Origin of the sequence: Brevibacterium sp. FAM 27836 (assembly GCF_051351055.1) — a bacterium.
Lineage (GTDB): Bacteria > Actinomycetota > Actinomycetes > Actinomycetales > Brevibacteriaceae > Brevibacterium.
In genome coordinates this window covers 952,234-975,618 of sequence record NZ_CP195711.1, presented here as the reverse complement: position 1 = coordinate 975,618, position 23,385 = coordinate 952,234, and the positions used below count along the sequence as shown (strand labels likewise).

Sequence of the window (23,385 nt, the reverse complement as noted above, 5' to 3'; positions counted from 1 at the left end):
CCGAACGCCCCGTCCGCGCCCGGGCCGCAGGTGCCGCAGCAGGGCCAGGTGCCGCCGGGGCAAGTGCCGCCGCAGTCGCAGTCACAACGACCGCAGAACAACGATCGGTTCCGACCTCGGCCTCAAGGCACCCAGCAGAATCCGCAGCAGGTACCTGCCCAGGCACCTCAGCCAGTGCCTGCACAGGGGCAACCGGTGCCCGGCGTGCAGGCACCTCAGCCTGTGCCAGCACAGGGCCAGCCGATGCCCGGGCAACCGATGCCCGGCCAGGCCAGTCCCTCCTTCCAGGGACAGCCTCAGCCCATGATGCATGGCCAGTCTCAGCCGGCTCACGGCCAGCCGATGATGCCCGGGCAGCCGATGCCGGGCCGACCGCCGGTGCAGGCACGCGTCTACGCGCAGCCGCGCTTCGCCCCGACAGTCACCCAGGAGATGCGGGTCCGGGCCGGGATGCAGGCACCCCAACAGGTGGTCACCGAGACCCCGTGGACAGGTGCCGTGCGGAAAGCACAGCCGGAGACCGCACCCGATTCGACCGGCAACATCATCCGGCTCGTCGCCGCCGTCCTCGTCCTCGGCATCCTCCTCGTCGGACTGGGCGGCCTTGCGCTCCTCGGCGGACTGAGCTTCGGGGCACGACTGTTCGCCCTCATCGGGCTCTCAGCGATCCCGCTCGTCGGCATCATCTCCTATGTGCTCTGGCTCGACCGGTGGAAACCGCAGCCGAAACTCATCCTCGGCATCTGCCTGCTCTGGGGCGCCGTCGCTGCGGTCATCCTCACCCTCGGCTTCTCGCTCGTCGGCGACATCGCGCTCTACCTGGTCGGCATCAACGGGGTTCCCGACGTCATCGGTGCGGTCATCCAGGCCCCGATCCTCGAGGAATCGACGAAGACCGTCCTCCTGCTCGTCATCGTCCTCGCCGCCCGCCGGTACTTCGAGGGTCCTCTCGACGGGCTCGTCTACGGCGCCCTCATCGGCGCAGGTTTCGCCTTCACGGAGAACATCCTCTATCTCGGCCAGTCATGGAACGACGGTCAGCTCGATGCGCTGAAATGGACATTCCTCCTGCGCTGCATCGGTTCGCCGCTGCTGCATACGACGTTCTCGACCTGTGCGGGAGTGTCCATCGGCTTCGCCGCCCGCAAATGGCCCTGGTGGTCGCTGATCCTCATGTGGCTGCCCGGCCTCGTCCTCGGCATGGTCCTGCACGGTTTCTGGAACGCCTCGATGTCGCTGTTCAGTCTCATCGGACCGCTCATCCAGATCATCGGCCTCATCGTCATCAGCGTCATCCTCTCTGCCGCCTGGGTGACGCTCGGACTCGTCCTGCGCCGCAGCGAACGCATCCACACACAGAACATGCTCGGCGACTACGCGAACTCCGGCTGGCTCACTCACGCTGAAGTCGACATGCTCGGCACCTGGAAGGGGCGGAAGAACGGCCGTCAGTGGGCGAAATCCTTCCCGGGCGGCAAGGACGAGATGAAGACGATGATCCGCACCTCGGGAAAGCTGTCGACGACCCGCATGCGAGTGTTGGCAGGCATCGGCGGCGATCAGGAACGCAAGATCGAGCGGGCCGAACTCCAGCAGTTCGCCGACGCCCGAGACAGACTGCTCGCCGCCTCCAAGCGGACGGTTCGGTAAGTTCGTCCGGTGACAGTCCTCGACATCCTCCTCATCATCTTCGGCGTCGGCGCGCTCTTCGCCGGTTTCCGCCAAGGATTCATCACCGGGCTCGGCACCGCGGCAGGCTTCGTCGTCGGCTGGATCCTCGGTCGGCTGCTCTCCCCGCTCGTCGAAACGCTCAGCGAAGGCACGAGCGCCATGGACAACCCCGGCGTGCTCATGCTGCTGGCGTCCATGCCGCTGGTCCTCAGCGTCCTCTTCGCCTTCGCCGGCAGCGGCATCGGCGCATGGATCAGACGCTCAATGGATTCCGAGCTCGGACAGGGCATCGACGCCATCGGCGGCACCATCACCGCCGGTATCGTCTACATCCTCGTCGTCTGGCTCGCTGCCGGCTTCATCCGCACCACCCCGCTCGTCGACCCCAACCGGTGGGTCGCCGACTCGGCCGTCATCGCAGCCGTTGACCGCACCATTCCCTACTCCTCCCAAAGCGCCCTCGGCGGTCTCGCCAAAGGACTGAGCGCCTCGGGCTTCCCGCAGGTGTTCTCCGGCCAGACCGAGCAGATCCGCGGCGTCGGCGAACCCGACGAAGCCGTGGTCGACGTCGGCCGCGACGTCGAGGACTCGGTCGTGAAGATCACGACCACAGCGACCTCCTGCGCCACCGGTTCCGAAGGCTCGGGATTCGTCTATGAGGACGGACTCGTCGCCACCAACGCCCACGTCGTGGCCGGGTCCTCGGAGCTCGCCGTCCAGGTGGGAGGAAAGGGCCGGCCCTACCGCGCCGAGGTGGTCGGATTCGAGGCCGAAGCCGACGTCGCCGTGCTCCGTGTTCCGGGGCTTCAGGCTCCCGCCCTCGACTTCGGCGATGGACTCGGGCCCGGGGACGACTCCGTGGTCGTGGGCTTCCCCGCCAACGGTCCCTACACGATCTCACCGACCCGTGTGCGAGAGAAGATCAATGCACGCGGTCTCGACATCTACGATTCGAAATCGGTGGTGCGCGAAGTGTATTCGCTGCGTGGAATCGTCCGCGAAGGCAATTCGGGCGGCCCGCTCATCGATGATCAGGGCGATGTCGTCGGCATGGTCTTCGCCCGATCCGCCACCGATGATGAGACCGGCTACGCTCTCACGCGCGCCGAGATCGCCGACGAACTGCGGGCCGGAGCGAACAACCGCAGCCCGCAGCCGACCGGACAGTGCACGAACTGAAACGTGTGCACGCAATGACCCGTGGGCCCGAACAGAATTGTGGACCCGCATACAAGCGCGCACTCGAACGGAAGCTCGCGATCCCGCAGATTACTTGAGGTCGAGCCCGGCCAGGACGGCGCGGTGATCGCTCGACCCGCGTTCGAGCACCTCGTCCGAGGTGGCAGCGAAGCCGCGGTAGAGGACGTGGTCGAGCCGGGTCACGGGGAACCGGGCAGGCCAGGTGAAGCCGAATCCGCCACGGGCCTGTACGCGGGAGTCTTCGAGCGGGGGAACCAGGCTCTTGAGATTGTTGTCCGTCGATGCCGTGTTGAAGTCACCGGCGACGATGACATGCTCGGCGTCGTCGGTCTCGACGCTCGTGGCCAGACGACGCAGTGCGGCATTGCGCATCGATTCGTGTCCCGGCCGCACCGAGGGCATGTGCACAGCATAGAAGCGGATGTCGCCGTCGTCGGTCGAGACCGTTGTGGCGAACGCACGCGGCCACTGCAGGCCCAGGTCGACCTCTTCGGGCTCGGACATCGGCCACTTCGACCACACGCCGACGGTGTCGAGGACCTGTGCGTGGGCGAATGAGGAGTCGAGCTCTTTGTGGATGATCTTGCCCGACAGGGATTCGAGCTCCTGGATCGTGACGATGTCCGGGTCGTGATCGACGATATTCTGTGCCGCCGCCGTGGGTTGAGGCATCCGGGCGCCCACATTGTGGGTGGCCACGGTCAGATCCGCTTCACCGGAGTCCTCATTGGGCAGCAGCGCCGGACCGAACATTCCCGTCCACACCAGCGTCGGCACGAGGAACCCGATGGCCGACAGCCACGAGAACCGGATGAGGAACATCAGCAGCACGAGCGCGAGGAGGATCCCCGTCCACGGCAGCACCGATTCGACGATGAGAGCGATGCCCATCCGCGTCGGCAGCAGTTCGTGGAGAAGCAGGAACGCCGCATAGAGGATCCCGAAGATCAATGCGGTGATGCCCTTTGCGGGACTGTGCCGTCTGCGCGGTGAAGAATATGCCTGGTTCATCGATCAACGATCTTAACCGGGAAGTCTGGCCCCAGGCTGGGTGGGTGGTGCGATGCGTCTCACAGTCAGCTCGCGCCCGGTGCGGACGCTGCCGCCACCGCGTCAGTGACGCGCGGTGGCGCTCCACACCGTGACATCCGGGTGGGTGTCGTATCGGTAGCCCGAACCCCGCATGGTGCGCACCACCGAGGCATATTCGCCGAGGCGGCGCCGCAGTCGCCGGATGTGGACGTCCACGGTGCGTTCGTCGGGGACTTCGCCGCCGGACCACACGGCGCTGATGAGGTCTTCGCGCGGCAGGGTCTCATCCGCATGCGTGACGAGGGTGGCGAGCAGATCGAATTCCTTCGTCGTGACATCGACGAGGTCACCGTCGACGCGGACCTCCCGGCGGGGGATGTCGATGCGCAGACGTTCGGATGCGGCATGCGTGTAGGCGTCTCCGGCACGGCCTCCGAAACCGCGCGGTGCGGGAGCCGCCGGCGCAGTCTCGTCCCGCAGCGTCGGCGGGTGGATGCGGTTGGGAATCCGCGAGCGCACGGGGCCGTGTGTGGCGGCCGGGGCGCCGGTGGCGGCCGGGGAACCGGTGGCCACGGCCCGGACGGCGTCGATGTCGCTGCCGCGGCCCTCCGGGGCCAAGGCGATGACGGCCTGGGTCTCGGCCTGGCTGGCCAGTTCCTTCGCATAGGCCTGCAGCTCACCGGCGATGGCCGAGAGGTTCGTGCCGTCGGCGGCGGCCTTGGACTCGTCGAGTCCGATGTAGACGATGATTCCGCGAGCGGCCTTCGGGGAGGGAACGACCCCGGCCGGCCCATAGGTGTGCGGGGGGTTCTGCGGGTCGACTGCGCTCAACCTGGCTCCTGCACGTCGAGTGGCCACGGCACTGCGTGGGTGGACGTAGGCGGGTTCTGGATTCGGCATGACTGTCCTTTGCTCCGATCATCGGATCGAGATGACTGAATGAGTCCGCTGCTTGCGTCTACTCGTTCGGGGCCGGACAGCGGGAGGGCGATCACCGACCACGAACGCAGGGCATGCACATGGCTGCCGCAGGCATTCGCTGTAGTTCGATCACTGAAGTCATGGCTTCATTATTTGTCACATTGCGCTGGCGCTGCAATGCAACGGCCGAAAATGAGACGACTGTGACGGTTTATGACGAAACGCTCGCCGAGGCGGCCCGTCGAACCCGTCATCGGCGGGCTCCTTCGCCCGCGGGGTGTCAGCCGACATCGCCTCCGTGCGGGGTCAGTCGACGATTCCGTACATCCGGTCCCCGGCATCGCCGAGGCCGGGGATGATGTAGCCCTTCTCGTTGAGCTTCTCATCGAGCGCGGCCGTGTAGATCTTCACTTCCGCGGCATCGCTGTAGTCGGCTTCGATGCGGCGCACCCCCTCGGGGGCGGAGACGAGGCACACGGCGGTGACGTCGCGAGCGCCGCGGGCGAGGAGGAAATCGATCGCCATGGCCAGGGTGCCGCCGGTGGCGAGCATCGGGTCGACGACGAAGATCTGCCGACCCGTGAGGTCGTCGGGCAGCCGATCGGCATAGGCGCTGGGCTCGAACGTCGTCTCATCGCGGACCATGCCGAGGAAGCCCACCTCGGCGGTGGGCAGGATGCGCAGCATTCCGTCGAGCATGCCCAGGCCGGCGCGCAGGATCGGCACGACGATGGGTCGGGGCTCGGCGATGCGGGTGCCGGTGAATGTCGACACGGGGGTCGAGATCTCCTTGTCTTCGACCGCCACCGACCGAGTCGCCTCGTAGGCCAGCAGCATAACGAGCTCTTCGGTGAGCTGGCGGAAGCGGGCGGAGTCCGCGTTCCGATCGCGCAGGGCAGTGAGCTTATGGGCGATGAGCGGGTGATCGGCTACGTGAAGATGCATACCCAAATGGTACGGGAGAACTCGGTGCTCCCGGCAGTGGTCAACACGCGGCGAAGCGTTCACAATGGAGGCATGTCGTACTTCACTGAGATCCTGACCGATTCCGGCGATGGCTACCGTGCCCTCGATGTCGACGTCCGCGATGCCTCCGACCTCGACGATCTCGTCGACACGATGCGCGGAGCAGCAGGTGATGACGGCGAGGCCGTGGCCGTCATCGAACACGAAGACGAATGGTTCGGCCTCGTGCGCCTGTGCGCGGACAACGAGGTCAAGGTCTTCCTCTCCGATCTCGTCGCCGTCGAGGCGAGCCCGTTCGCAGAGATCTTCGCCGACTTCCTCGACTCCCGGCCCGACGCCTATGAGGCCGAGCCCGAAGAGGACTTCGGCATCGACGTGGATGAGGCCGCCGAGGATGAGGACGAGGAAGACGAGGTCGAGATGCTCGAGCTCGACCCCGACGCCGAATGGGGAGGGGACGCCGACATCTACGCCGATCGGGGAGTGTCTGCCGCGACCCTCATCGAGCAGGTCGAGGCGTACCGTTCCGACCCGGCTCGCGTCGTCGCCCACGTCGGTGAGACCGTCGGCTTCGCCGACCAGCTCGAGGCCGCACGCTGAACCCGGCTTCCCCAGATGCGGACGAGGCGCAGCTGTTCGAATGGATGGGACTCGCCCTCGCCGAGGCGGCGCGGGCGCCCGCTCATGACGACGTTCCCGTCGGGGCCGTCGTCCTCGACCGGGTCGGCACTGTTATCGGGCGCGGTCACAATCGCCGCGAAGTCGACGCCGATCCGCTCGGCCATGCCGAACTCATGGCCATCGCCGAGGCCGCGACGACCACCGGTCGCTGGCGCCTCGACGATGCCACGCTCGTCGTCACCTTGGAACCGTGCGCGATGTGCGCCGGCGCCCTCGTCGGCTCCCGCATCTCCCGGGTCGTCTTCGGTGCCTTCGACGACAAGGCCGGCGCCGTCGGTTCGGTCTGGGATCTGCTGCGCGACCGTGCCGCACTCCACCATCCGACGGTGAGGTCCGGGGTGCGGGCGGCGGAGAGCGCGGACCTGCTGCGGGAGTTCTTCTCAGCTCGGCGATGACTGACTCCCAGGGGCCCGTGCTGACGTGGCCCACCTCACGCTGACTCGATTTGGCCGCGGAAAGTGCACCGCTGTACAGTTGTCGGCGGTGGCGTGTCCGAGCGGCCGAAGGTGCGACACTCGAAATGTCGTGTAGGGCAACCCCCTACCGTGGGTTCAAATCCCACCGCCACCGCCATGTGGAACCCCTGACCGGCTCCGTCCGGTCAGGGGTTTTCGTCTGTTCGCGGCCTGGTCCGAGGCGGGCTCGCGCCGAGACGGCGGGAAATGTGATGATTGACACACGATGGTCGAGCGGCCAGACTGACTCGATGAAACAGAAAAAGCTTTCCGGGATGTGGAAATTCCGGCTTCGGTCCCGGACCGATGGCTAGTCTGCTTCATTGCGCACGTTCAAGGCGCAGGGTCGGCGACAATGATGTCGGCGACTGACCAAATCGAACAACCTGAGGTGGTCCATGAAAATGGCTGACAAAGACGAAGGGCGGAATACGACAACTGCCCCCGAGAGCACCGGAAGTCCCGGCCTGCTCGACAAGTTCTTCGAAATCACAGCTCGCGGCTCGACGATCAGACAGGAGATCCGCGGAGGTCTCGTCGCCTTCGTCGCGATGGCCTACATCGTTGTGCTCAACCCGCTCATCCTCGGCGGTTCCGAGGACGTGGCCGGCGGCAGCCTCGACTTCGCTCAGCTGACCGCGGTGACCGGCCTCGTCGCCGGTGTCATCACGATCCTCTTCGGCGTCGTGGCCCGGCTGCCGTTCGCACTCGCTGCGGGCCTGGGCATGAACAGCTTCCTCGCAGTCTCCGTGGTCCAGGAAGTCACCTGGGCCGATGCGATGGGGCTCGTGGTCATCAACGGTGTCATCATCGTCATTCTGGGAGCCACGGGCATCCGCACGGCGATCTTCAATGCCGTCCCGCATGCCCTCAAGGTGGCGATCACCGTCGGCATCGGGCTCTTCATCGCCTTCATCGGCTTCGTCAACTCCGGATTCGTCACCCGCACCCCGTCGGGTCCGCCGGTCCAGCTGGGGCAGGACGGGTCCATCGCTTCACTGCCGACGCTCGTCTTCGTCGTGGCGCTGATCCTCATCGGCATCCTCGTGGCGCGCAATGTCCCGGGCGGTATCCTCATCGGCATCGTCGTGGCGACGATCCTCGCGATCGTCATCCAGGCGTTCGCGAAGCTCGGCACTGTCGGCGACCCGGTGGACCCGGATCCGCTGGGCTGGAATCTCGCGGCTCCGGAGTTCCCCAAGCAGGTCGTCGCCGCCCCCGACTTCAGTCTCGTCGGGTCCTTCGACCTCATCGGCGGCTTCCAGCATGTCGGCGTCCTCGCCGCCACGATGCTCGTGTTCACCCTCGTGTTCACGAACTTCTTCGACGCTATGGGCACCATGACCGGACTGGCTCGCAGCGCCGGCCTGCAGACCTCGGACGGAATGTTCCCCCGCATCCGCGGAGCCTTCGTCGTCGAGGGCCTCGGCGCCGTCGCCGGAGGTGGAGCCTCTGCGTCGTCGAACACCGTTTTCGTCGACGCCGCTGCCGGCATCGCCGAAGGTGCGAGGACAGGGCTCGCTGCCTGCATCACCGGAGTGCTGTTCCTGCTGTCGATGTTCTTCTCCCCGCTCATCGCCGTCATCCCGATGGAGGCCGGAGCCGCAGCGCTCGTCGTCGTCGGAGCCATGATGGTCACCCAGATCCGCGAGATCGACATGAGTGATTTCCGCACCTCGCTGCCGGTCTTCCTCACCATGGTCACGATGCCGCTGACGTACTCGATCGCCAACGGCATCGGCGTCGGATTCATCTCCTGGGCGCTCATCCACGCCATGAGCAAGCGCGGTCGTGATGTCCACTGGCTGCTGTGGGTCGTCTCAGCCGGATTCGTCCTGTACTTCGTTCGCGGCCCGATTTCGGCTATCTTGGGAGGATGAGCACGATGAGTCAGATCACAGCCTGGCCGAAAGGGCAGATCGCCCACGGAGAATGACGAACATCGCCGTGGGCGGCGAGACCTGCCGCTGGCGACACGACGATGTTCTTCACTGCTGTTCGCATGGATAACCAGAAGTCTCGAAGAACATAGCAACCGCTCCAACCATGCACGGTGCGTCTCAGTGACGAGGCGCAGGAGGAAAGTGCGATGTCTGCGACGACGACAGACCGCTCGATCGCTGAGGTCTCGGTCAACGGAGAGACCCGCGAATTCGACGGACCACCACACACCAATGCCCTGGACTTCCTCCGGGGCCACGGCCTGACCGCGGCCAAGGAAGGCTGCGCGGAAGGCGAATGCGGGGCCTGCGCGATCATGATCGCCCGCCCCGACGCCGAGGGCACCACTCGCTGGACCTCGGTGAACTCGTGCCTGCTGCCGGCCGCCGCCCTCGACGGAGGTGAGGTCGTCACCGCCGAAGGACTCGTCGACGGCAAGACCGTCCACCCCGTCCAAGAGGAGATGGCCGTACGCGGCGGATCCCAGTGCGGATACTGCACCCCTGGCTTCGTCTCCTCGATGGCCGCCGAATACTATCGTCCCGAGCGCGCCGCAGACGCCGCAGACGCTGACGCCGCCGAGGCCGAGCACCACTGCGGACCCAACGGATTCGACCTCCACTCTCTGTCGGGCAACCTCTGCCGCTGCACCGGATACCGCCCCATCCGCGACGCCGCCTTCGCCCTCGGGCAGCCGAGCGCTGACGATGCGCTCGCCGCCCGCCGCGAACAGCCGGCCCCCGCGGCCGTGGCCACCGACTATCAGCGCGCCGACACCGCGACCGGCAGGATCGGCCGCTACCGCCGTCCTGCCACCCTCGCCGAGGCGGTCGAGATCCTCAGCAGCGAACCCGACACCACCGTCGTGGCCGGGGCCACCGACTGGGGCGTCGAGGTCAACATCAAAGGTGCACGAGCCGAGAACGTCCTCGCCGTCGACCGGCTCGACGAGATGCGCGGCATCCGCCGCAGCGCCGACCACATCGAACTCGGCGCGGCCCACACCCTGTCCGAACTCGAACGCGAACTCGCCGGCGACATTCCGCTGCTGGGCAAGCTGTTCCCGCAGTTCGCCTCCCGCCTCATCCGCAATGCGGCGACGATCGGCGGCAACCTCGGCACCGGTTCGCCGATCGGCGACACCCCGCCGGCGCTGCTCGCCCTCGACGCCGAACTCGTGCTCACCTCGGTGCGCGGAGACCGGAGCGTGGCCCTGGCCGATTACTTCACCGGCTACCGGCAGACCGTGCGGGAAGCAGACGAGCTCATCACCGCCGTCCGCATCCCGCTGCCGCTGTCGCCGCTGACCTCGTTCCAGAAGATCGCCAAGCGTCGCTTCGACGACATCTCCTCGGTTGCCATCGGCTACGCCGTCGATGTGCGTCAGGGGCAGATCGCCAAGGCCCGGATCGGGCTCGGCGGAGTCGCGGCCACCCCGCTGCGGGCGCGAGCCACCGAAGCCATGCTCGAGGGCCGGCCGTGGAACCTCGAGACCGTGCACGCGGCGACCGAGACCCTCACCGCAGAGGGCACACCGATGGACGACCACCGCGCGAGCGCGAAGTACCGCACCGCGATGCTGCGGTCCTCACTCGAACGCTTCTATGCCGAACAGCTCGGAAACACGGCAGTGACCAGCCAGGAGGTCCAGTGATGAGCCAGCTCTCCCAGCGCCCCGCCGACCCGGTCGTCGGCGAACGCCACCACCATGAAAGCGCCTTCGGACATGTCACCGGCTCCGCTCTCTACACCGACGACCTCGTCGGTCGGCTGACCGGAGTCCTCCACGCCTACCCTGTGCAGTCGACGACCGCGCATGCGCGGCTGCTCTCCCTCGACGTCGAGCCCGCCTATGCGGTGCCCGGAGTCGTTCGGGTCATCACCGCCGCGGACATTCCGGGAGTCAACGACCAAGGCGTCAAACACGATGAGCCGATGCTGCCGACCGACGAGATCATGTTCTTCGGTCAGCCGCTGGCCTGGGTGCTCGCCGACGATCTCGACGCCGCACGCGAAGGCGCGGCCGCCGTGACCGCCGAGGTCGACGAACTGCCCTCGCTGGTGACCGTCCGTGATGCCATCGCTGCGGAGAGCTACCACGGACAGCCGCTGCACATCGACAAGGGCGAGGTCGACGCGGCCTTCGCCGACGCCGCGCACGTCTTCGAAGGCGAATTCGAATTCGCCGGGCAGGAGCACTTCTACCTCGAAACGCAGGCCTGCCTGGCCCACGTCGACGAGAACGGACAGATCTTCGTCCAGTCCTCGACCCAGCACCCGACCGAGACGCAGGACATCATCTCCCACGTCCTCGGCATCCCCGCCCACGAAGTCACCGTGCAGTGCCTGCGCATGGGCGGCGGCTTCGGCGGCAAGGAGATGCAGCCGCACGGCTATGCCGCGCTCGCCGCTCTCGGAGCCACCCTCACAGGGAGGCCGGTGCGGCTGCGCCTCAACCGGACGCTGGACATCACGATGACCGGAAAACGGCACGGATTCCACTCTTCGTGGAAGATCGGGTTCACCGAAGACGGCAAGATCCTCGCCCTCGACGCGAGCCTGACCGCCGACGGCGGCTGGAGCCTCGACCTGTCCGAACCCGTGCTCACCCGCGCGATGTGCCATATCGACAACGCCTACTGGGTGCCGAACATCCGCGTCACCGGTCGCATCGCGAAGTGCAACAAGACCTCGCAGACTGCTTTCCGCGGTTTCGGCGGACCCCAGGGCATGCTCGTGCTCGAGGACATCCTCGGCCGGGTCGCCCCGCAGCTCGGGCTCAGTGCCCGGGAGCTGCGGCGGCGGAACTTCTACGCGCAGGGGCAGGACACTCCCTACTATCAGCCGGTTCGTCATCCCGAGCGGATCGAAGCCTGCTGGGACCAGCTCATCGACGAATCCGAACTCGAGGCCCGCGAACTCGAGATCGAGGCCTTCAACGCCGGCAGCGACCACATCAAGCGCGGACTGGCGATCACCCCGGTGAAGTTCGGAATCTCGTTCAACCTCACCGCGTTCAACCAGGGCGGTGCGCTCGTGCTCGTGTACAAGGACGGATCCGTCCTCGTCACCCACGGCGGCACCGAGATGGGGCAGGGACTGCATCAGAAGATGCTGCAGGTCGCGGCCACCACCCTCGGGGTGCCGCTGTCGACGGTGCGCCTGGCGCCGACCCGCACGGACAAGGTGCCCAATACCTCCGCGACGGCGGCGAGCTCGGGCTCCGACCTCAACGGCGGGGCGGTGAAGAACGCCTGCGATCAGATCCTCGATCGGCTGCGACAGGTCGCCGCGGGCATCCTCGGCGCTCCCGCCCATGAGGTGGACATCTCCCGCGGAATCGTCTCCGCACTGTCCTCGCCGAAGACCGTGACCTGGGAAGAGCTCATCAACACCGCGTACTTCCAGCGCATCCAGCTCTCGGCCTCCGGTTTCTACCGGACCGAGGGCCTGCACTGGAACCTCAGCCAGATGCGCGGCGAACCCTTCAAGTACTTCGCCTACGGAGCCGCGGTCTCCGAGGTCGAGGTCAACCGCTTCGACGGTTCGTACACGCTGCGCCGCGTCGACATCGTCCACGATGTCGGGGATTCTCTGTCCCCGCTCATCGACCTCGGACAGATCGAAGGCGGCTTCGTCCAGGGGGCCGGCTGGCTGACCCTGGAGGACCTGCGCTGGGACGAATCCGACCGACCCAGCCGAGGGCGCTTGGCCACCCAGGCGGCGAGCACGTACAAGATCCCGAGCTTCTCCGAGGCACCGGAGGTCTTCAACGTCTCCCTGCTGGACAAAGCCCATGAAGAGGGAGCTGTCTACGGTTCGAAGGCCGTGGGCGAACCCCCGCTCATGCTCGCCTTCTCCGTGCGTGAAGCCCTGCGCGAAGCGGTGCGCGCCTTCGGCGGACCCGGACGCGGCGTGGAACTGGCCTCCCCGGCCACCCCTGAGGCAGTGTTCTGGGCGATCGAGGACGTGCGCGCCGAGGAATCGAGGGCGGCCGCCTCGGTGACGGAAGGACAACGAGTTCCGTCATGACCTGGATGGACACCGCAGCCGAGCTTCGCGGAGCTCGGGTGCCGGCCGTCCTCGTCACTCTCGCCACCGTGCGCGGGCACGCCCCACGCGAGGCGGGAGCGAAGATGATCGTCACCGCCGATGACCTGTTCGGGACCATCGGCGGCGGCAATCTCGAGATGACGGCCCTCACCCGTGCCCGCGAACTGCTCGCCGAGGATCAGCGCGCCCCGGAGATGCTCACCCTGCGGCTCAACGACAAGGCCCCGGCCAAGTACGGCAGGCAATGCTGCGGCGGGGAGGTCACGGTGCTGCTCGAACCGCTGCCCGTGCCCGCCTCGGTAGGGATCTTCGGCATCGGCAACATCGGACTCGAACTCACCCGCATCCTCGCCCGTCACGACATCGACCTCGTCGTGTCCGATTCGCGGCCCGAGCAGTTGGAGGCTCTCGATTCCCTCGAGGCACCGGTGGCGCGGCTGCGCCGCGAGTTCGCCGTCGTCGGGGAGGAAGTGCTCACCACGCTGCCGGCCGGATCGCACGTGGTCATCATGACCCACGACCATGCCGAGGACCTGCACCTGTGCGCGGCCGCGCTGGCCCGCGGCGACCTCGGCTCCGTCGGACTCATCGGTTCGGGCGCGAAGTGGCAGCGCTTCCGCAAGAACCTCACCGCCGAGGGCTTCGCGCCCGAGGTCGTCGACACCATCCGCTGCCCCATCGGACTGCCCGAACTGCCGGGCAAGGCACCGGCGACGATCGCCGTGAGCGTCGCCGCCGAGCTGCTCGGCCGCATCGGCTGAGGCCGGCAGGAGCTGAGGGCGCCTTCTGCGTCTGTGCTCCGTCGCAGCCGACCGACACTGTCTTCAACCCCTGACTCAAACAGTCTTCCACCCCCTGACTCAAGGAGAACCATCGTGGTCATCTATCGTGCGCGCGTCTTCGACACGCCTGACAACCCCTTCACCGGAGGGCAGCTGCGCTCCGAGACCGACATCGCCCTCGTCGTCGACGACGGGCTCATCACCGCCCGCACCGACTTCGCCGCCGCCCGAAATGCCCACCCCGACGCAGAGGTCGTCGACCTGCGAGACGGCGTGCTGCTGCCGGGACTCATCGACACCCACGTCCACCTGCCGCAGGTCCGCGCCATCGGTCATCTCGGCAAGCCCCTGCTCGAATGGCTCGACCAGTGCGCCCTGCCCGAAGAGGCGAGACTCGGTGAGCCCGCGTACGCGGAAGCCGTGGCCGGAGAGTTCCTCACGGGACTGATCGCGGCGGGGACCACCTCGGCGATGGTCTTCGGTTCGCACTTCGCCGGGGCCATGGACATCTTCTTCTCTGCCGCCGCGCGGGCCGGACTGCGGGTGACATCGGGCCTGGTCACCAGCGACCGGAATCTGCCGGAGTCCCTGCTCACCGACGTCGACCGATCGGTGGCCGAAGGGCAGGCGCTCATCGACGCCTGGCACGGGAAGGGGCGGCTGCGCTATGCGGTGACCCCACGGTTCTCGTTCTCCGCCGGTCCCGAACTCCTCGCCGCGGGCGGTCAGCTCGTGGCCGACAATCCCGGCATCTGGGTGACCTCGCACCTCAACGAGAACCTCGACGAGGTCTCCGGGGTGGCGGCGATCCACCCCGAATCGCGGGACTACCTCGACACCTACGACCGGGCGGGACTGCTCGGGCGGCGCACCGTGCTCGCCCACAATGTCCACCCGCAGGACCGGGAGCTCGAGCGCATGGCCGAGGTCGGGGCCGTCGCTGCACACTGCCCGACGTCGAACTCGGCGCTGGCCAGCGGCTTCTTCCCCCTGCGCCGCCACCTCGAGGCCGGAGTCCGGGTCGCCTTGGGATCCGATGTGGGTGCGGGCACCGGTTTCAACCTGCTCAAGGAAGGGGTGCAGTCGTACTTCATGCAGCAGCTCGACCCGTCCGGGGGAGTGGCACTGAATTCCGCGCACCTGCTGCACCTGGCCACGGCGGCCGGCGCCGAGGCGCTCGAACTCGACGAGGTCGGGGATCTGTCCGTAGGCAAGCGCTTCGACGCCGTGCTCGTCCGCCCGGCCGCCGGCGAGCCCCTCGACGTCGGCATCCGGCATGCCGCCGACGACGGAGACGCCTTGGCGACGATCTTTGCCATGGGCACTCCCGCTGACATCGCCGAAGTCTGGATCGACGGCCACCTCACCAAAAACTGACCCTCCCCTTACTACCCGACGGCGGCCCAGCAACCTCGCGCCAAGTTGCTGGGCCGCCGTCGGGTTGTTTTGGGGAGGGGTCTTGACGTGGGCTTCGCCAACTGCCTATGCTTATTTCACTGAATGGAAATGAACTTCCGCAATACGGAAAAAAGAGATCCTCAAAGGAGAGCTCCATGACCCAGGCCTTCGACTTCACCGCTCCCGACAGCTACATCCTCAACTGCTCCACCCTGCTCACCGAACTGCCCGTCCTCGAACGCGCCCAGGCCGCGAAGGACGCCGGCTTCGACCGCGTCGAATTCTGGTGGCCCTTCGACGGCAACCCGCGCCCCACCTCGGCGGAGGTCGATGAGTTCATCGCCTCGCTCGAGACCGCCGGAGTCGAACTCGCCGGGCTGAACTTCTGGGCAGGGAATATGGCCGCCGGTGACCGAGGCATGGTCTCCGTCATCGGCGCCGAGGAGGACTTCGCCGCGAACGTCGACATCGTCGTTGAGATCGGCCGCCGCACCGGCTGCCGCGCCTTCAACGCCCTCTACGGACTGCGCACCGAAGGCCAGGACGCCGCCGGCCAGGACGCCACGGCCGTCGCCAACCTCTCCCTGGCCGCGAACGCGGTCGCCGCGATCGGCGGCACCGTCCTCGTCGAACCCGTCTCCGGGGCCGAGGCCTACCCGCTCAAGCGCTTCGCCGACGCCGCCGAGGTGGTCGCCGCCGTCCGCGCCGACGGACCATCGAACATCGCCGTGCTCGCCGACTTCTTCCACATGAGCGTCAATGGCGACGATGTGGCCGCCGTCATCGAAGCCGCGGCCGCCGACTTCGGCCACATCCAGATCGCCGACGCTGAGGGGCGCGGAGCACCGGGCACCGGATCGTTGCCGCTGCGCGACTGGATCAACCGTGCCTATGCGCTCGGCTACACCGGCTCGGTCGCGCTCGAATACAAGCAGGACCGTGCCACCGCCTTCGACTGGCTGGCCCACGCCGCCCAGTCCGCCTGAGAACCCCGAACTCCACACGAAGGAAACCCCATGAGCAAGACAATCGCATTCATCGGACTCGGCATCATGGGCCTGCCCATGGCCAAGAACCTCGTCGCCGCCGGCTTCGACGTCCGCGGCTTCAACCGCACCCCGGCCAAAGCCGATTCCCTCGCCGAGGCGGGAGGAACCGCCGCAGCCACCATCGCCGAGGCGGTAACCGGTGCCGATGTCATCATCACCATGGTCCCGGACTCACCCGACGTCGAAGCCGTGCTCACCGGCGACGACGGCATCCTCGCCCACGCCGAGCCCGGCGCCACCTGGATCGACTTCTCCACCATCCGCCCCGACGTGGCCAAGCAACTCGCCGAGCAGGCGAAGGAAACCGGACTCAAACCGCTCGACGCTCCCGTCTCCGGCGGAGAGCCCGGCGCCGTCGACGGCGTTCTGTCGATCATGGTCGGCGGAGACAGAGCCGACTTCGACTCCGTGGCCGATGTCTTCGACGCCGTCGGCAAGACCATCGTGCTCGTCGGCCCCTCGGGCGCCGGTCAGACCGTCAAGGCCGCCAACCAGCTCATCGTCGCCGGCAACATCGGCCTGCTGGCCGAAGCCGTCGTCTTCCTCGAAGCCTACGGCGTCGAGACCACCCCGGCGCTGCAGGTCCTCGGCGGGGGACTGGCCGGATCCAAGGTGCTCGAACAGAAGGGGCAGAAGATGCTCGATCGTGAGTTCGGTCCCGGGTTCCGCCTGGCACTCCACCACAAGGACATGGGCATCGTCACCGCCGCCGCGCGAGAGGCCGGAGTCGCCATCCCGCTCGGGTCCGCCGTCGCCCAGCTCGTCGCCTCGACCGTGCAGCAGGGCAACGGAGGACTCGACCACTCGGGTCTCTTCACCGTCGTCGAACAGCTCTCCGGGAAGAACGAGAACTGAAACGGCCGCCTCGGCGAGGGTGATCAGCCCGTCGCGAGGCCACACCAGCCGGGCGGGGCCGTCGGCCCAACGACACCGACGGCCCCGCCCCACCACGAACCGAGCCGGCGACAGTGTCGTCGTCGGTTCATGAACAAAGGACGAACAATGACACGTATGCGCGCAGTCGACGCCGTTGTGCTCATCCTCGAAAAGGAAGGCGCGACGGAGACCTTCGGCCTGCCGGGAGCCGCGATCAATCCGCTGTACTCGGCGATGAAGGCCCATGGCGGCATCCGCCACACCCTGGCCCGTCACGTCGAAGGGGCCTCCCACATGGCCGACGGCTACACCCGTTCGGCACCGGGCAACATCGGCGTCTGCCTCGGCACCTCGGGGCCGGCCGGCACCGATATGATCACCGGCCTCTACGCCGCGGCCGCCGATTCCCAGCCGATCCTGTGCATCACCGGCCAGGCCCCGGTCGCCGTGCTCGACAAGGAGGACTTCCAAGCCGTCGACATCGCCTCGATCGCGAAACCGGTGACGAAGATGGCCAAGACCGTACTCGAAGCCGGGCAGGTCCCCGGAGCCTTCCAATCTGCGTTCCAGATCATGCGCTCGGCCCGACCCGGGCCCGTGCTCATCGACCTGCCCATCGACGTGCAGCAGACCGAGATCGACTTCGACATCGACACCTACGAACCGCTGGCGCCCGCAAAGCCGGAGGCCACCTCGGCGCAGGCGGAGAAGATCCTCGACCTCATCGCCGAGGCGGAGCATCCGCTCATCATCGCCGGCGGCGGAATCATCAACGCCGATGCGTCCGATCGGCTCGTCGAATTCGCCGAACTCACCTCGATTCCGGTCTCACCGACCCTCATGGGCTGGGGCACCATCCCCGATGACCATGTGCTGCAGGCCGGGATGGTCGGCATCCAGACGCACGTGCGCTACGGCAACGCCTCCTTCCTCGAATCGGACCTCGTCATCGGCATCGGCAACCGCTGGGCCAACCGGCACACCGGTGACCTCGGCGTCTACCGGAAGGGGCGGAAGTTCGTCCACATCGACATCGAACCGACGCAGATCGGGCGCGTGTTCTCGCCCGACTACGGGGTGGTTTCGGACGCCGGAGCGGCCCTCGAGGCACTCATTGCGGCCGCTCGCGACCGGGCCGGCTCTCTGCCGGACTTCACCGGCTGGGCCGGTGAGTGCACGGCACGGAAGTCGACCGAGCACCGGAAGACGAACTTCACCGAGGTGCCGATCAAGCCGCAGCGGGTCTACCAGGAGATGAACCAGGCGTTCGGCAAGGACGTCACCTATGTATCGACGATCGGGCTGAGCCAGATCGCCGGAGCCCAGATGCTCCACGTCTACCGGCCGAGGCACTGGATCAACGCCGGACAGGCCGGCCCCCTCGGCTGGACCGGGCCCGCGGCTCTCGGCGTGGCCAGGGGCAAGCCGGGCGAAACCGTCGTCGCCCTGTCCGGTGACTACGACTTCCAGTTCATGCTCGAAGAACTCGCTGTCGGCGCGCAGCACAAGATCCCCTACGTCCACGTCGTCGTCAACAACTCCTACCTCGGGCTCATCCGCCAGTCTCAGCGCGGATTCGAGATGGACTACGAGGTGTCGCTGGCGTTCGAGAACATCAACTCCGCCGGGTCCGGCTCGGCGGGGTACGGAGTCGACCATGTGGCCGTGGCGCAGGGGCTCGGTTGCAAGGCGCTGCGGGTCGAAGACCCCGAGCTCATCGGCGAAGGACTGCGCGTGGCCAAGGAACTCATGGACGAACATCAGGTGCCCGTGGTCGTCGAGGTCATCCTCGAACGCATCACGAACATCTCGATGGGAGCCGCGCTCGATGCGATCAACGAGTTCGAGACCCTGGCACAGACCCCGGCGGACGCTCCGACGGCGCTGACACCGATGGGAGAACTGGCCGCAGCGAAATAGGCTGGGCCGAAACGCCCGGGACGAGTAGGCTAGAACGGTATACCGAACCCGCATACACCGGCCGCCCGGGTCGGGCGACTGAGGAGGAACATTGAGCAATGACGCCAACTTCGATCTGATCATCCACGCCGAGAGGGCCCTGCTGCCCGACGGCACCGACTCCGTGAAGATCGGTGTCGCGGATGGAACGATCGCCGCGATCGCCCGCGGTGGCCAGGATCTGGATACGGCCGCCTCGGCGGGGGCGACGATCATCGAGGTCGGAGCCGATCAGGTGCTGCTGCCCGGGCTCGTCGACTCCCACGTCCACGTCAACGATCCCGGTCGTGCCGAGTGGGAGGGCTTCGCCAGCGCCACCCGCGCGGCCGCGGCCGGGGGAGTGACGACAATCGTCGACATGCCGCTGAACTCGCTGCCGCCGACGGTCAGCGTCGCCGCGCTCGACGCCAAACGCGAGGTCGCCGGCCCCAAGGCCTTCGTCGATGTCGGCTTCTGGGGCGGGGCGATCCCCGGCAACACCGCGGATCTGCGTCCTCTGCACGAGGCCGGGGTCTATGGGTTCAAGTGCTTCCTCGAGGACTCCGGGGTCGAGGAATTCCCTCCGCTGGAGCCGGATGAGATGGCCGCCGACATGGCCGAGATCGCCGCTTTCGACGGGATGCTCATCGTCCACGCCGAAGACCATGCGGTCATGGCTGAAGTGCCGAAGAACTCGGGTCCGAAGTTCGCTGATTTCCTCGCCACGCGTCCGCGCGAGGCCGAGAACGTCGCGATCGCCCGCGTCATCGACGCGGCGCGGGCGACCGGGGCGAGGGCGCACATCCTCCACCTGTCCTCGGCGGATTCGCTCGACCAGATCGCTGCGGCCAAGGCGGAAGGCATCAAGCTCACCGTCGAAACCTGCCCGCACTATCTCGTCTTCACCGCCGAGGAGATCCCCGACGGAGCGACGACGCACAAGTGCTGCCCGCCGATCCGTGAGGAGTCGAATCGGGAGGCGCTGTGGCGGGGACTCATCGACGGCACGATCGACTGCATCGTCTCCGATCATTCGCCGTCGACGGCCGAACTCAAACTGCTCGACACCGGTGACTTCGGTGCGGCCTGGGGCGGAATCTCCTCGCTGCAGCTGGGGCTCTCGCTGGTGTGGACCGAGGCGGCCAAGCGCGGCATCGACCTCGCCGAGGTGGTCCGCTGGATGTCCGCGGCACCGGCGGCCGTGGCCCGGGTGGCGAACAAGGGTGCGATCGCTGAGGGCAATGACGCGGACTTCGCCGTATTCGCCCCCGACGAGGAGTGGACCGTGCATGCCACGGATCTCTACCACCGCAACCAGATCAGCGCGTACGACTCCCGCGCCGTCCGCGGTCGCGTGGTGCAGACGCTGCTGCGGGGAGCCCCGGTCGACTTCGAAACCCCGACCGGCCACCTCCTCACCGCCCGCTGACCCTCCCTTACTACCCGACGGCGGCCCAGCAACCTCGCGCGAGATTGCTGGGCCGCCGTCGGGTAGTCCGGGGAAGAAGTTATCCACAGATTGCCTTCGCCTATTGCCGTTCGGAGTCGAATGATGCAGTTTGGTGTCATGTACTTGTGTATGACGACCGCGAAGCTGTATCGGCTGGGGTTTTCCAAGGACGAAGTCAGACGCGCTGTGCGCTGCTGTCTGAGACGCATCGCCCGTGGGCGGTATGTGGCGACCGGGTCCTGCGAAGACGCACGGCATGAAGCCATCTGGGCGGCACTGAGTGAGGAGGACTTCGAGGAGTTCGCCCACCGAGACGATATGCGCGATGAGATCGAACCCTTGCGGGTCCTCATCCGCACCCGTGCCGAACAGATCCACACTGCATCCGGGCGCTGGCGAGTGACGAAGGGTCGCGAGGTCTTCTCCCACCTCTCGGCCGCCCTCGTCCACGGTCTGCCGATTGCCTACCCTGCACAGACGCGGGTGGAGGTGTTCCGACCGAACGTCAGCCGCAAGTACCGTCACCTCTACGTCCGCAACCGGGAGATCCCCTCGGCGCATCGGAAGATGGTCGGCATCTACGCGGTGACGACGGTGGAGCGCACGCTCATCGATGTCGCCCGCGACTACGACCCTGATGTGTCCGTGCCGATGCTCGACGAGGCGATCCGCCGACGTCTGACAAGCCGGCTGCGGTTGGAGGCCGTCCTCGAGGAGTGCCCGGAATCCCGCGGCGACGCTGCCGTCCTCTGCGCGCTGAACTTGACCGACGGGCGCAGGGAGGCACCGTCGGAGTCCATCGCCGCCGTGCGGTTCTTCGAACACGGGGTCGCCGGCTTCGAACCGCAGGTCGAATTCTTCGGTGACCACGGCGAGGTCTTTGCCCGCGTCGACTTCTGCCATCGGGACGCCAAACTCATCGTCGAGATCGACGGCGTTGAGAAGTACACGATGAACGGCCGGACTCCCCGCGCGAGCATCGCCGCAGAGAAGGCACGGGAGGCCGCTCTCGAAGCCCGAGGCTACAAGGTCATCCGTCTGACCTTCGGCGAACTCTTCCGCACCGCGCCCTTCGAGCGGATCCTCGGCGTGCTCGCCTCACGGTTGCGCACCGGATGATCGCGGAAGCACCCGACGGCGGCCCAGCAACCTGGCGCGAGGTTGCTGGGCCGCCGTCGGGTAGCAATTAGGCACCGAGTTGGGTGCGGAGGCGGGCGACGTGGCCGCGCGCGTCGACATTGTATTCGGCGTGGGTGAGGGTGCCGTCGGCGCCGATGACGAAGGTTGAACGCTGCGTGCCCTGGAAGGTGTGCTCGCCGATCGTCTTCTGCCCGTAGCTGCCGTAGGCCTTCGCGACGGCAGCGCCCTCATCGGAGAGCAGAGAGAACGTCAGCCCCTCCTCGGCGGCGAATTCCTTGAGCGACTCCGTATCATCGGGCGAGATGCCGAGGACCTCGAACCCGGCGGCCGCGAGCGCGGAGAGATTGTCCCGGAAATCGCAGGCCTCGGTCGTGCAGCCCGGCGAGGCAGCCTTCGGGTAGAAGTAGAGGATGACGCGGCGGCCGGCGTAGTCCTCCTTCGACACGGTCCGCCCCTCGGCGTCGGTGAGGCAGAAGTCGGGAGCGATGTCCCCGACGGCAAGCTGAGTCTGAGTGATCATGGTGAATCCTTTCGTCATTGAGTGGTGCTTCCAGCGGCCACGAGTGCGCACGCATGCGCGGCCGTGTCCTCGATGAGCGCTTCGGCGCGCTCGGACAGGGTGGTCAGATCGGCCGGGCCCGGTGCGATCGACAGAGCGGCCGTGATCCCTGCCTCCCGGCACTGCGCGGGCGAGAGCCCGACGCGTCCGGCGATGACGATCACCCGCGCCGAGGCGGGGGCGTGGTGCCGCACGGCCGCGACGACCTTCCCGCCCAGGGACTGCGAGTCGAACGATCCCTCTCCGGTGAGGACGATGTCGGCCTCGGCCAGGGCCGCGGCCAGTCCCACGGTCTCGGCGACCATGGTGGAGCCGGGCACCACCTCGGCGCCGAACAGCGTCGTGAGCACCAATGGGATACCGCCGGCGGCCCCGAACCCCGGCGTCGCAGCCAGTGCCTCGGCCTCGGTGGGGGAGGCGGCGAGCACCTCGGCGAGGTGGCCGAGCCCCGTATCGAGCACGGTCACGGACTCCGCGTCGGCGCCCTTCTGCGGGCCGAAGACCGCGGCGGCTCCGCGGGGTCCGGTCAGCGGATTGTCGACGTCGACGGCGATGCGCCAGCGCACCGTGCGGGCGCGCGGGTCGAGATCCGTGGTGTCGACGGCGGCGACCGCGGCCAGCCCTCCGCCGCCGGGAGTGACGGAAGCGCCGCCGGCATCGACGAAGCGGGCGCCGAGGGCCGCGGCGATGCCGACTCCGCCGTCGGTGCTCGCCGAACCGCCGATGCACAGCAGGATCTCCTCGACGCCGAGATCGAGCACGGCCCGGGCGATGAGGCCGACCCCGAACGTGTCGGCGCGCTCGGGCTGCAGCGGCACGTCCGAGACCTGGGGCAGTCCGTTGGCCTGCGCGGCCTCGATGACTGCAGTCGTGCCGTCGGGGGAAATGCCGAACGCCGCCGAGGCGGCCCTGCCCAGGGCGTCGACCGTGTCCACGGTGCGTCGCGGGGTTCCCCAGACCGCGAGCAGCGCATCGAGAGTGCCCTCCCCTCCGTCGGCGAAGGGCAGCTCGGTCACGGCGGCGTGCGGGAAGGCCGTGCGGGCGCCGCGGGCCAAAGCGGCCGCGGCCGCCGGCGCGGATGCCGAGCCTTTGAAGGAATCAGGGGCGCAGACGATCCTCGGGTACGCGGCCGCAGCTGTTCGTGCGGCCGGTGCCGAGGTGCTGTGTGTCGAAGATGTGTCGCTCATTCCCTCATTCAACCTCATCGTCGGGAGCGGGATCGTCCTCATGCCATTATCCACGATTCGGAATAAAGTTTCCACAAAATGGTGTG

19 protein-coding genes and 1 tRNA gene are annotated in these 23,385 nt (G+C 67.4%); 15 read left to right on the top strand and 5 right to left on the bottom strand.

Going from position 1 to position 23,385, the window contains the following annotated elements; translation table 11 throughout:
- Positions 1-303: 303 nt before the first annotated feature.
- Both ACSE4D_RS04595 and ACSE4D_RS04590 read left to right on the top strand, forming a co-directional pair.
- The gene (locus ACSE4D_RS04595) at positions 304-1,650 is read left to right on the top strand and encodes a PrsW family intramembrane metalloprotease (protein ID WP_436326700.1); all 1,347 of its coding nucleotides are present in this window, start codon (positions 304-306) and stop codon (positions 1,648-1,650) included.
- A 9-nt stretch (positions 1,651-1,659) separates the two neighbouring features.
- Positions 1,660-2,850, top strand: a complete 1,191-nt coding sequence (locus ACSE4D_RS04590; protein ID WP_135537366.1) for a MarP family serine protease — start codon at positions 1,660-1,662, stop codon at positions 2,848-2,850.
- A 90-nt stretch (positions 2,851-2,940) separates the two neighbouring features.
- Here the strand turns inward: ACSE4D_RS04590 and ACSE4D_RS04585 are convergent, their stop codons facing one another.
- From ACSE4D_RS04585 to upp, 3 genes are all read right to left on the bottom strand, one after another.
- Positions 2,941-3,882: an endonuclease/exonuclease/phosphatase family protein gene (locus ACSE4D_RS04585; RefSeq protein WP_135537365.1), complete on the bottom strand. Its 942-nt coding sequence runs from the start codon at positions 3,880-3,882 to the stop codon at positions 2,941-2,943.
- 102 nt (positions 3,883-3,984) lie between these two features.
- On the bottom strand, positions 3,985-4,803 hold the full coding sequence (locus ACSE4D_RS04580) for a winged helix-turn-helix domain-containing protein (protein WP_135537364.1): 819 nt from the start codon (positions 4,801-4,803) through the stop codon (positions 3,985-3,987).
- A gap of 327 nt (positions 4,804-5,130) precedes the next feature.
- On the bottom strand, positions 5,131-5,769 hold the full coding sequence (gene upp / locus ACSE4D_RS04575) for a uracil phosphoribosyltransferase (RefSeq protein ID WP_135537363.1): 639 nt from the start codon (positions 5,767-5,769) through the stop codon (positions 5,131-5,133).
- Positions 5,770-5,841: 72 nt separating this feature from the next.
- On the opposite strand from upp, the gene ACSE4D_RS04570 reads away from it, so the two are divergent.
- The 13 genes from ACSE4D_RS04570 (at position 5,842) to ACSE4D_RS04510 (ending at position 21,532) form a co-directional block, all read left to right on the top strand.
- Positions 5,842-6,390: a tRNA adenosine deaminase-associated protein gene (locus ACSE4D_RS04570; RefSeq protein WP_135537362.1), complete on the top strand. Its 549-nt coding sequence runs from the start codon at positions 5,842-5,844 to the stop codon at positions 6,388-6,390.
- A gap of 44 nt (positions 6,391-6,434) precedes the next feature.
- Positions 6,435-6,866 (top strand): nucleoside deaminase, encoded by a 432-nt coding sequence (locus tag ACSE4D_RS04565; protein ID WP_135537361.1) that lies wholly within the window; start codon positions 6,435-6,437, stop codon positions 6,864-6,866.
- Positions 6,867-6,953: 87 nt separating this feature from the next.
- Positions 6,954-7,044 (top strand) — tRNA-Ser (locus tag ACSE4D_RS04560).
- 286 nt (positions 7,045-7,330) lie between these two features.
- Positions 7,331-8,806, top strand: a complete 1,476-nt coding sequence (locus ACSE4D_RS04555) for an NCS2 family permease (RefSeq protein WP_135537509.1) — start codon at positions 7,331-7,333, stop codon at positions 8,804-8,806.
- 209 nt (positions 8,807-9,015) lie between these two features.
- A complete protein-coding gene (locus tag ACSE4D_RS04550; RefSeq protein ID WP_426936593.1) occupies positions 9,016-10,521 on the top strand; it encodes a xanthine dehydrogenase small subunit in 1,506 nt (501 codons plus the stop codon).
- A complete protein-coding gene (xdhB, locus tag ACSE4D_RS04545; protein WP_436326699.1) occupies positions 10,521-12,899 on the top strand; it encodes a xanthine dehydrogenase molybdopterin binding subunit in 2,379 nt (792 codons plus the stop codon). The genes ACSE4D_RS04550 and xdhB overlap by 1 nt, the downstream gene beginning before the upstream one ends.
- Positions 12,896-13,681, top strand: a complete 786-nt coding sequence (gene xdhC, locus ACSE4D_RS04540; protein ID WP_426936591.1) for a xanthine dehydrogenase accessory protein XdhC — start codon at positions 12,896-12,898, stop codon at positions 13,679-13,681. Before xdhB ends, xdhC begins: the two co-directional genes overlap by 4 nt.
- Positions 13,682-13,795: 114 nt before the next feature.
- On the top strand, positions 13,796-15,079 hold the full coding sequence (gene guaD, locus ACSE4D_RS04535) for a guanine deaminase (protein WP_436326698.1): 1,284 nt from the start codon (positions 13,796-13,798) through the stop codon (positions 15,077-15,079).
- A gap of 176 nt (positions 15,080-15,255) precedes the next feature.
- On the top strand, positions 15,256-16,086 hold the full coding sequence (locus tag ACSE4D_RS04530) for a hydroxypyruvate isomerase family protein (protein WP_135537357.1): 831 nt from the start codon (positions 15,256-15,258) through the stop codon (positions 16,084-16,086).
- Positions 16,087-16,116: 30 nt separating this feature from the next.
- On the top strand, positions 16,117-17,004 hold the full coding sequence (locus ACSE4D_RS04525; RefSeq protein ID WP_135537356.1) for a 2-hydroxy-3-oxopropionate reductase: 888 nt from the start codon (positions 16,117-16,119) through the stop codon (positions 17,002-17,004).
- Between the two features lie 147 nt (positions 17,005-17,151).
- Positions 17,152-18,945: a glyoxylate carboligase gene (gene gcl, locus ACSE4D_RS04520; protein ID WP_426936590.1), complete on the top strand. Its 1,794-nt coding sequence runs from the start codon at positions 17,152-17,154 to the stop codon at positions 18,943-18,945.
- Positions 18,946-19,036: 91 nt separating this feature from the next.
- Positions 19,037-20,392, top strand: a complete 1,356-nt coding sequence (gene allB, locus ACSE4D_RS04515) for an allantoinase AllB (protein ID WP_426936589.1) — start codon at positions 19,037-19,039, stop codon at positions 20,390-20,392.
- 150 nt (positions 20,393-20,542) lie between these two features.
- Positions 20,543-21,532, top strand: a complete 990-nt coding sequence (locus ACSE4D_RS04510) for a DUF559 domain-containing protein (protein WP_425119293.1) — start codon at positions 20,543-20,545, stop codon at positions 21,530-21,532.
- A gap of 67 nt (positions 21,533-21,599) precedes the next feature.
- Here the strand turns inward: ACSE4D_RS04510 and bcp are convergent, their stop codons facing one another.
- Together bcp and ACSE4D_RS04500 are read right to left on the bottom strand one after the other, a co-directional pair.
- Positions 21,600-22,073: a thioredoxin-dependent thiol peroxidase gene (bcp, locus tag ACSE4D_RS04505; protein ID WP_135537353.1), complete on the bottom strand. Its 474-nt coding sequence runs from the start codon at positions 22,071-22,073 to the stop codon at positions 21,600-21,602.
- Between the two features lie 14 nt (positions 22,074-22,087).
- Positions 22,088-23,299 carry a glycerate kinase gene (locus ACSE4D_RS04500; protein WP_425119294.1) on the bottom strand — a complete coding sequence of 404 codons (1,212 nt, stop codon included), beginning with the start codon at positions 23,297-23,299 and terminating at the stop codon, positions 22,088-22,090.
- Between the last annotated feature and the right edge of the window lie 86 nt (positions 23,300-23,385).

Coding starts and splice junctions, on each gene's coding strand:
- ACSE4D_RS04565 (WP_135537361.1), top strand. CDS start 6,435: ATGGGACTCGCCCTCGCCGAGGCGGCGCGGGCGCCCGCTCATGACGAC.
- gcl (WP_426936590.1), top strand. CDS start 17,152: ATGACACGTATGCGCGCAGTCGACGCCGTTGTGCTCATCCTCGAAAAG.
- upp (WP_135537363.1), bottom strand. CDS start 5,769: ATGCATCTTCACGTAGCCGATCACCCGCTCATCGCCCATAAGCTCACT.
- ACSE4D_RS04510 (WP_425119293.1), top strand. CDS start 20,543: ATGACGACCGCGAAGCTGTATCGGCTGGGGTTTTCCAAGGACGAAGTC.
- ACSE4D_RS04570 (WP_135537362.1), top strand. CDS start 5,842: ATGTCGTACTTCACTGAGATCCTGACCGATTCCGGCGATGGCTACCGT.
- ACSE4D_RS04550 (WP_426936593.1), top strand. CDS start 9,016: ATGTCTGCGACGACGACAGACCGCTCGATCGCTGAGGTCTCGGTCAAC.
- ACSE4D_RS04595 (WP_436326700.1), top strand. CDS start 304: ATGATGCATGGCCAGTCTCAGCCGGCTCACGGCCAGCCGATGATGCCC.
- ACSE4D_RS04500 (WP_425119294.1), bottom strand. CDS start 23,299: ATGAGCGACACATCTTCGACACACAGCACCTCGGCACCGGCCGCACGA.
- xdhC (WP_426936591.1), top strand. CDS start 12,896: ATGACCTGGATGGACACCGCAGCCGAGCTTCGCGGAGCTCGGGTGCCG.
- ACSE4D_RS04525 (WP_135537356.1), top strand. CDS start 16,117: ATGAGCAAGACAATCGCATTCATCGGACTCGGCATCATGGGCCTGCCC.
- ACSE4D_RS04555 (WP_135537509.1), top strand. CDS start 7,331: ATGGCTGACAAAGACGAAGGGCGGAATACGACAACTGCCCCCGAGAGC.
- ACSE4D_RS04580 (WP_135537364.1), bottom strand. CDS start 4,803: ATGCCGAATCCAGAACCCGCCTACGTCCACCCACGCAGTGCCGTGGCC.
- ACSE4D_RS04585 (WP_135537365.1), bottom strand. CDS start 3,882: ATGAACCAGGCATATTCTTCACCGCGCAGACGGCACAGTCCCGCAAAG.
- xdhB (WP_436326699.1), top strand. CDS start 10,521: ATGAGCCAGCTCTCCCAGCGCCCCGCCGACCCGGTCGTCGGCGAACGC.
- ACSE4D_RS04530 (WP_135537357.1), top strand. CDS start 15,256: ATGACCCAGGCCTTCGACTTCACCGCTCCCGACAGCTACATCCTCAAC.
- bcp (WP_135537353.1), bottom strand. CDS start 22,073: ATGATCACTCAGACTCAGCTTGCCGTCGGGGACATCGCTCCCGACTTC.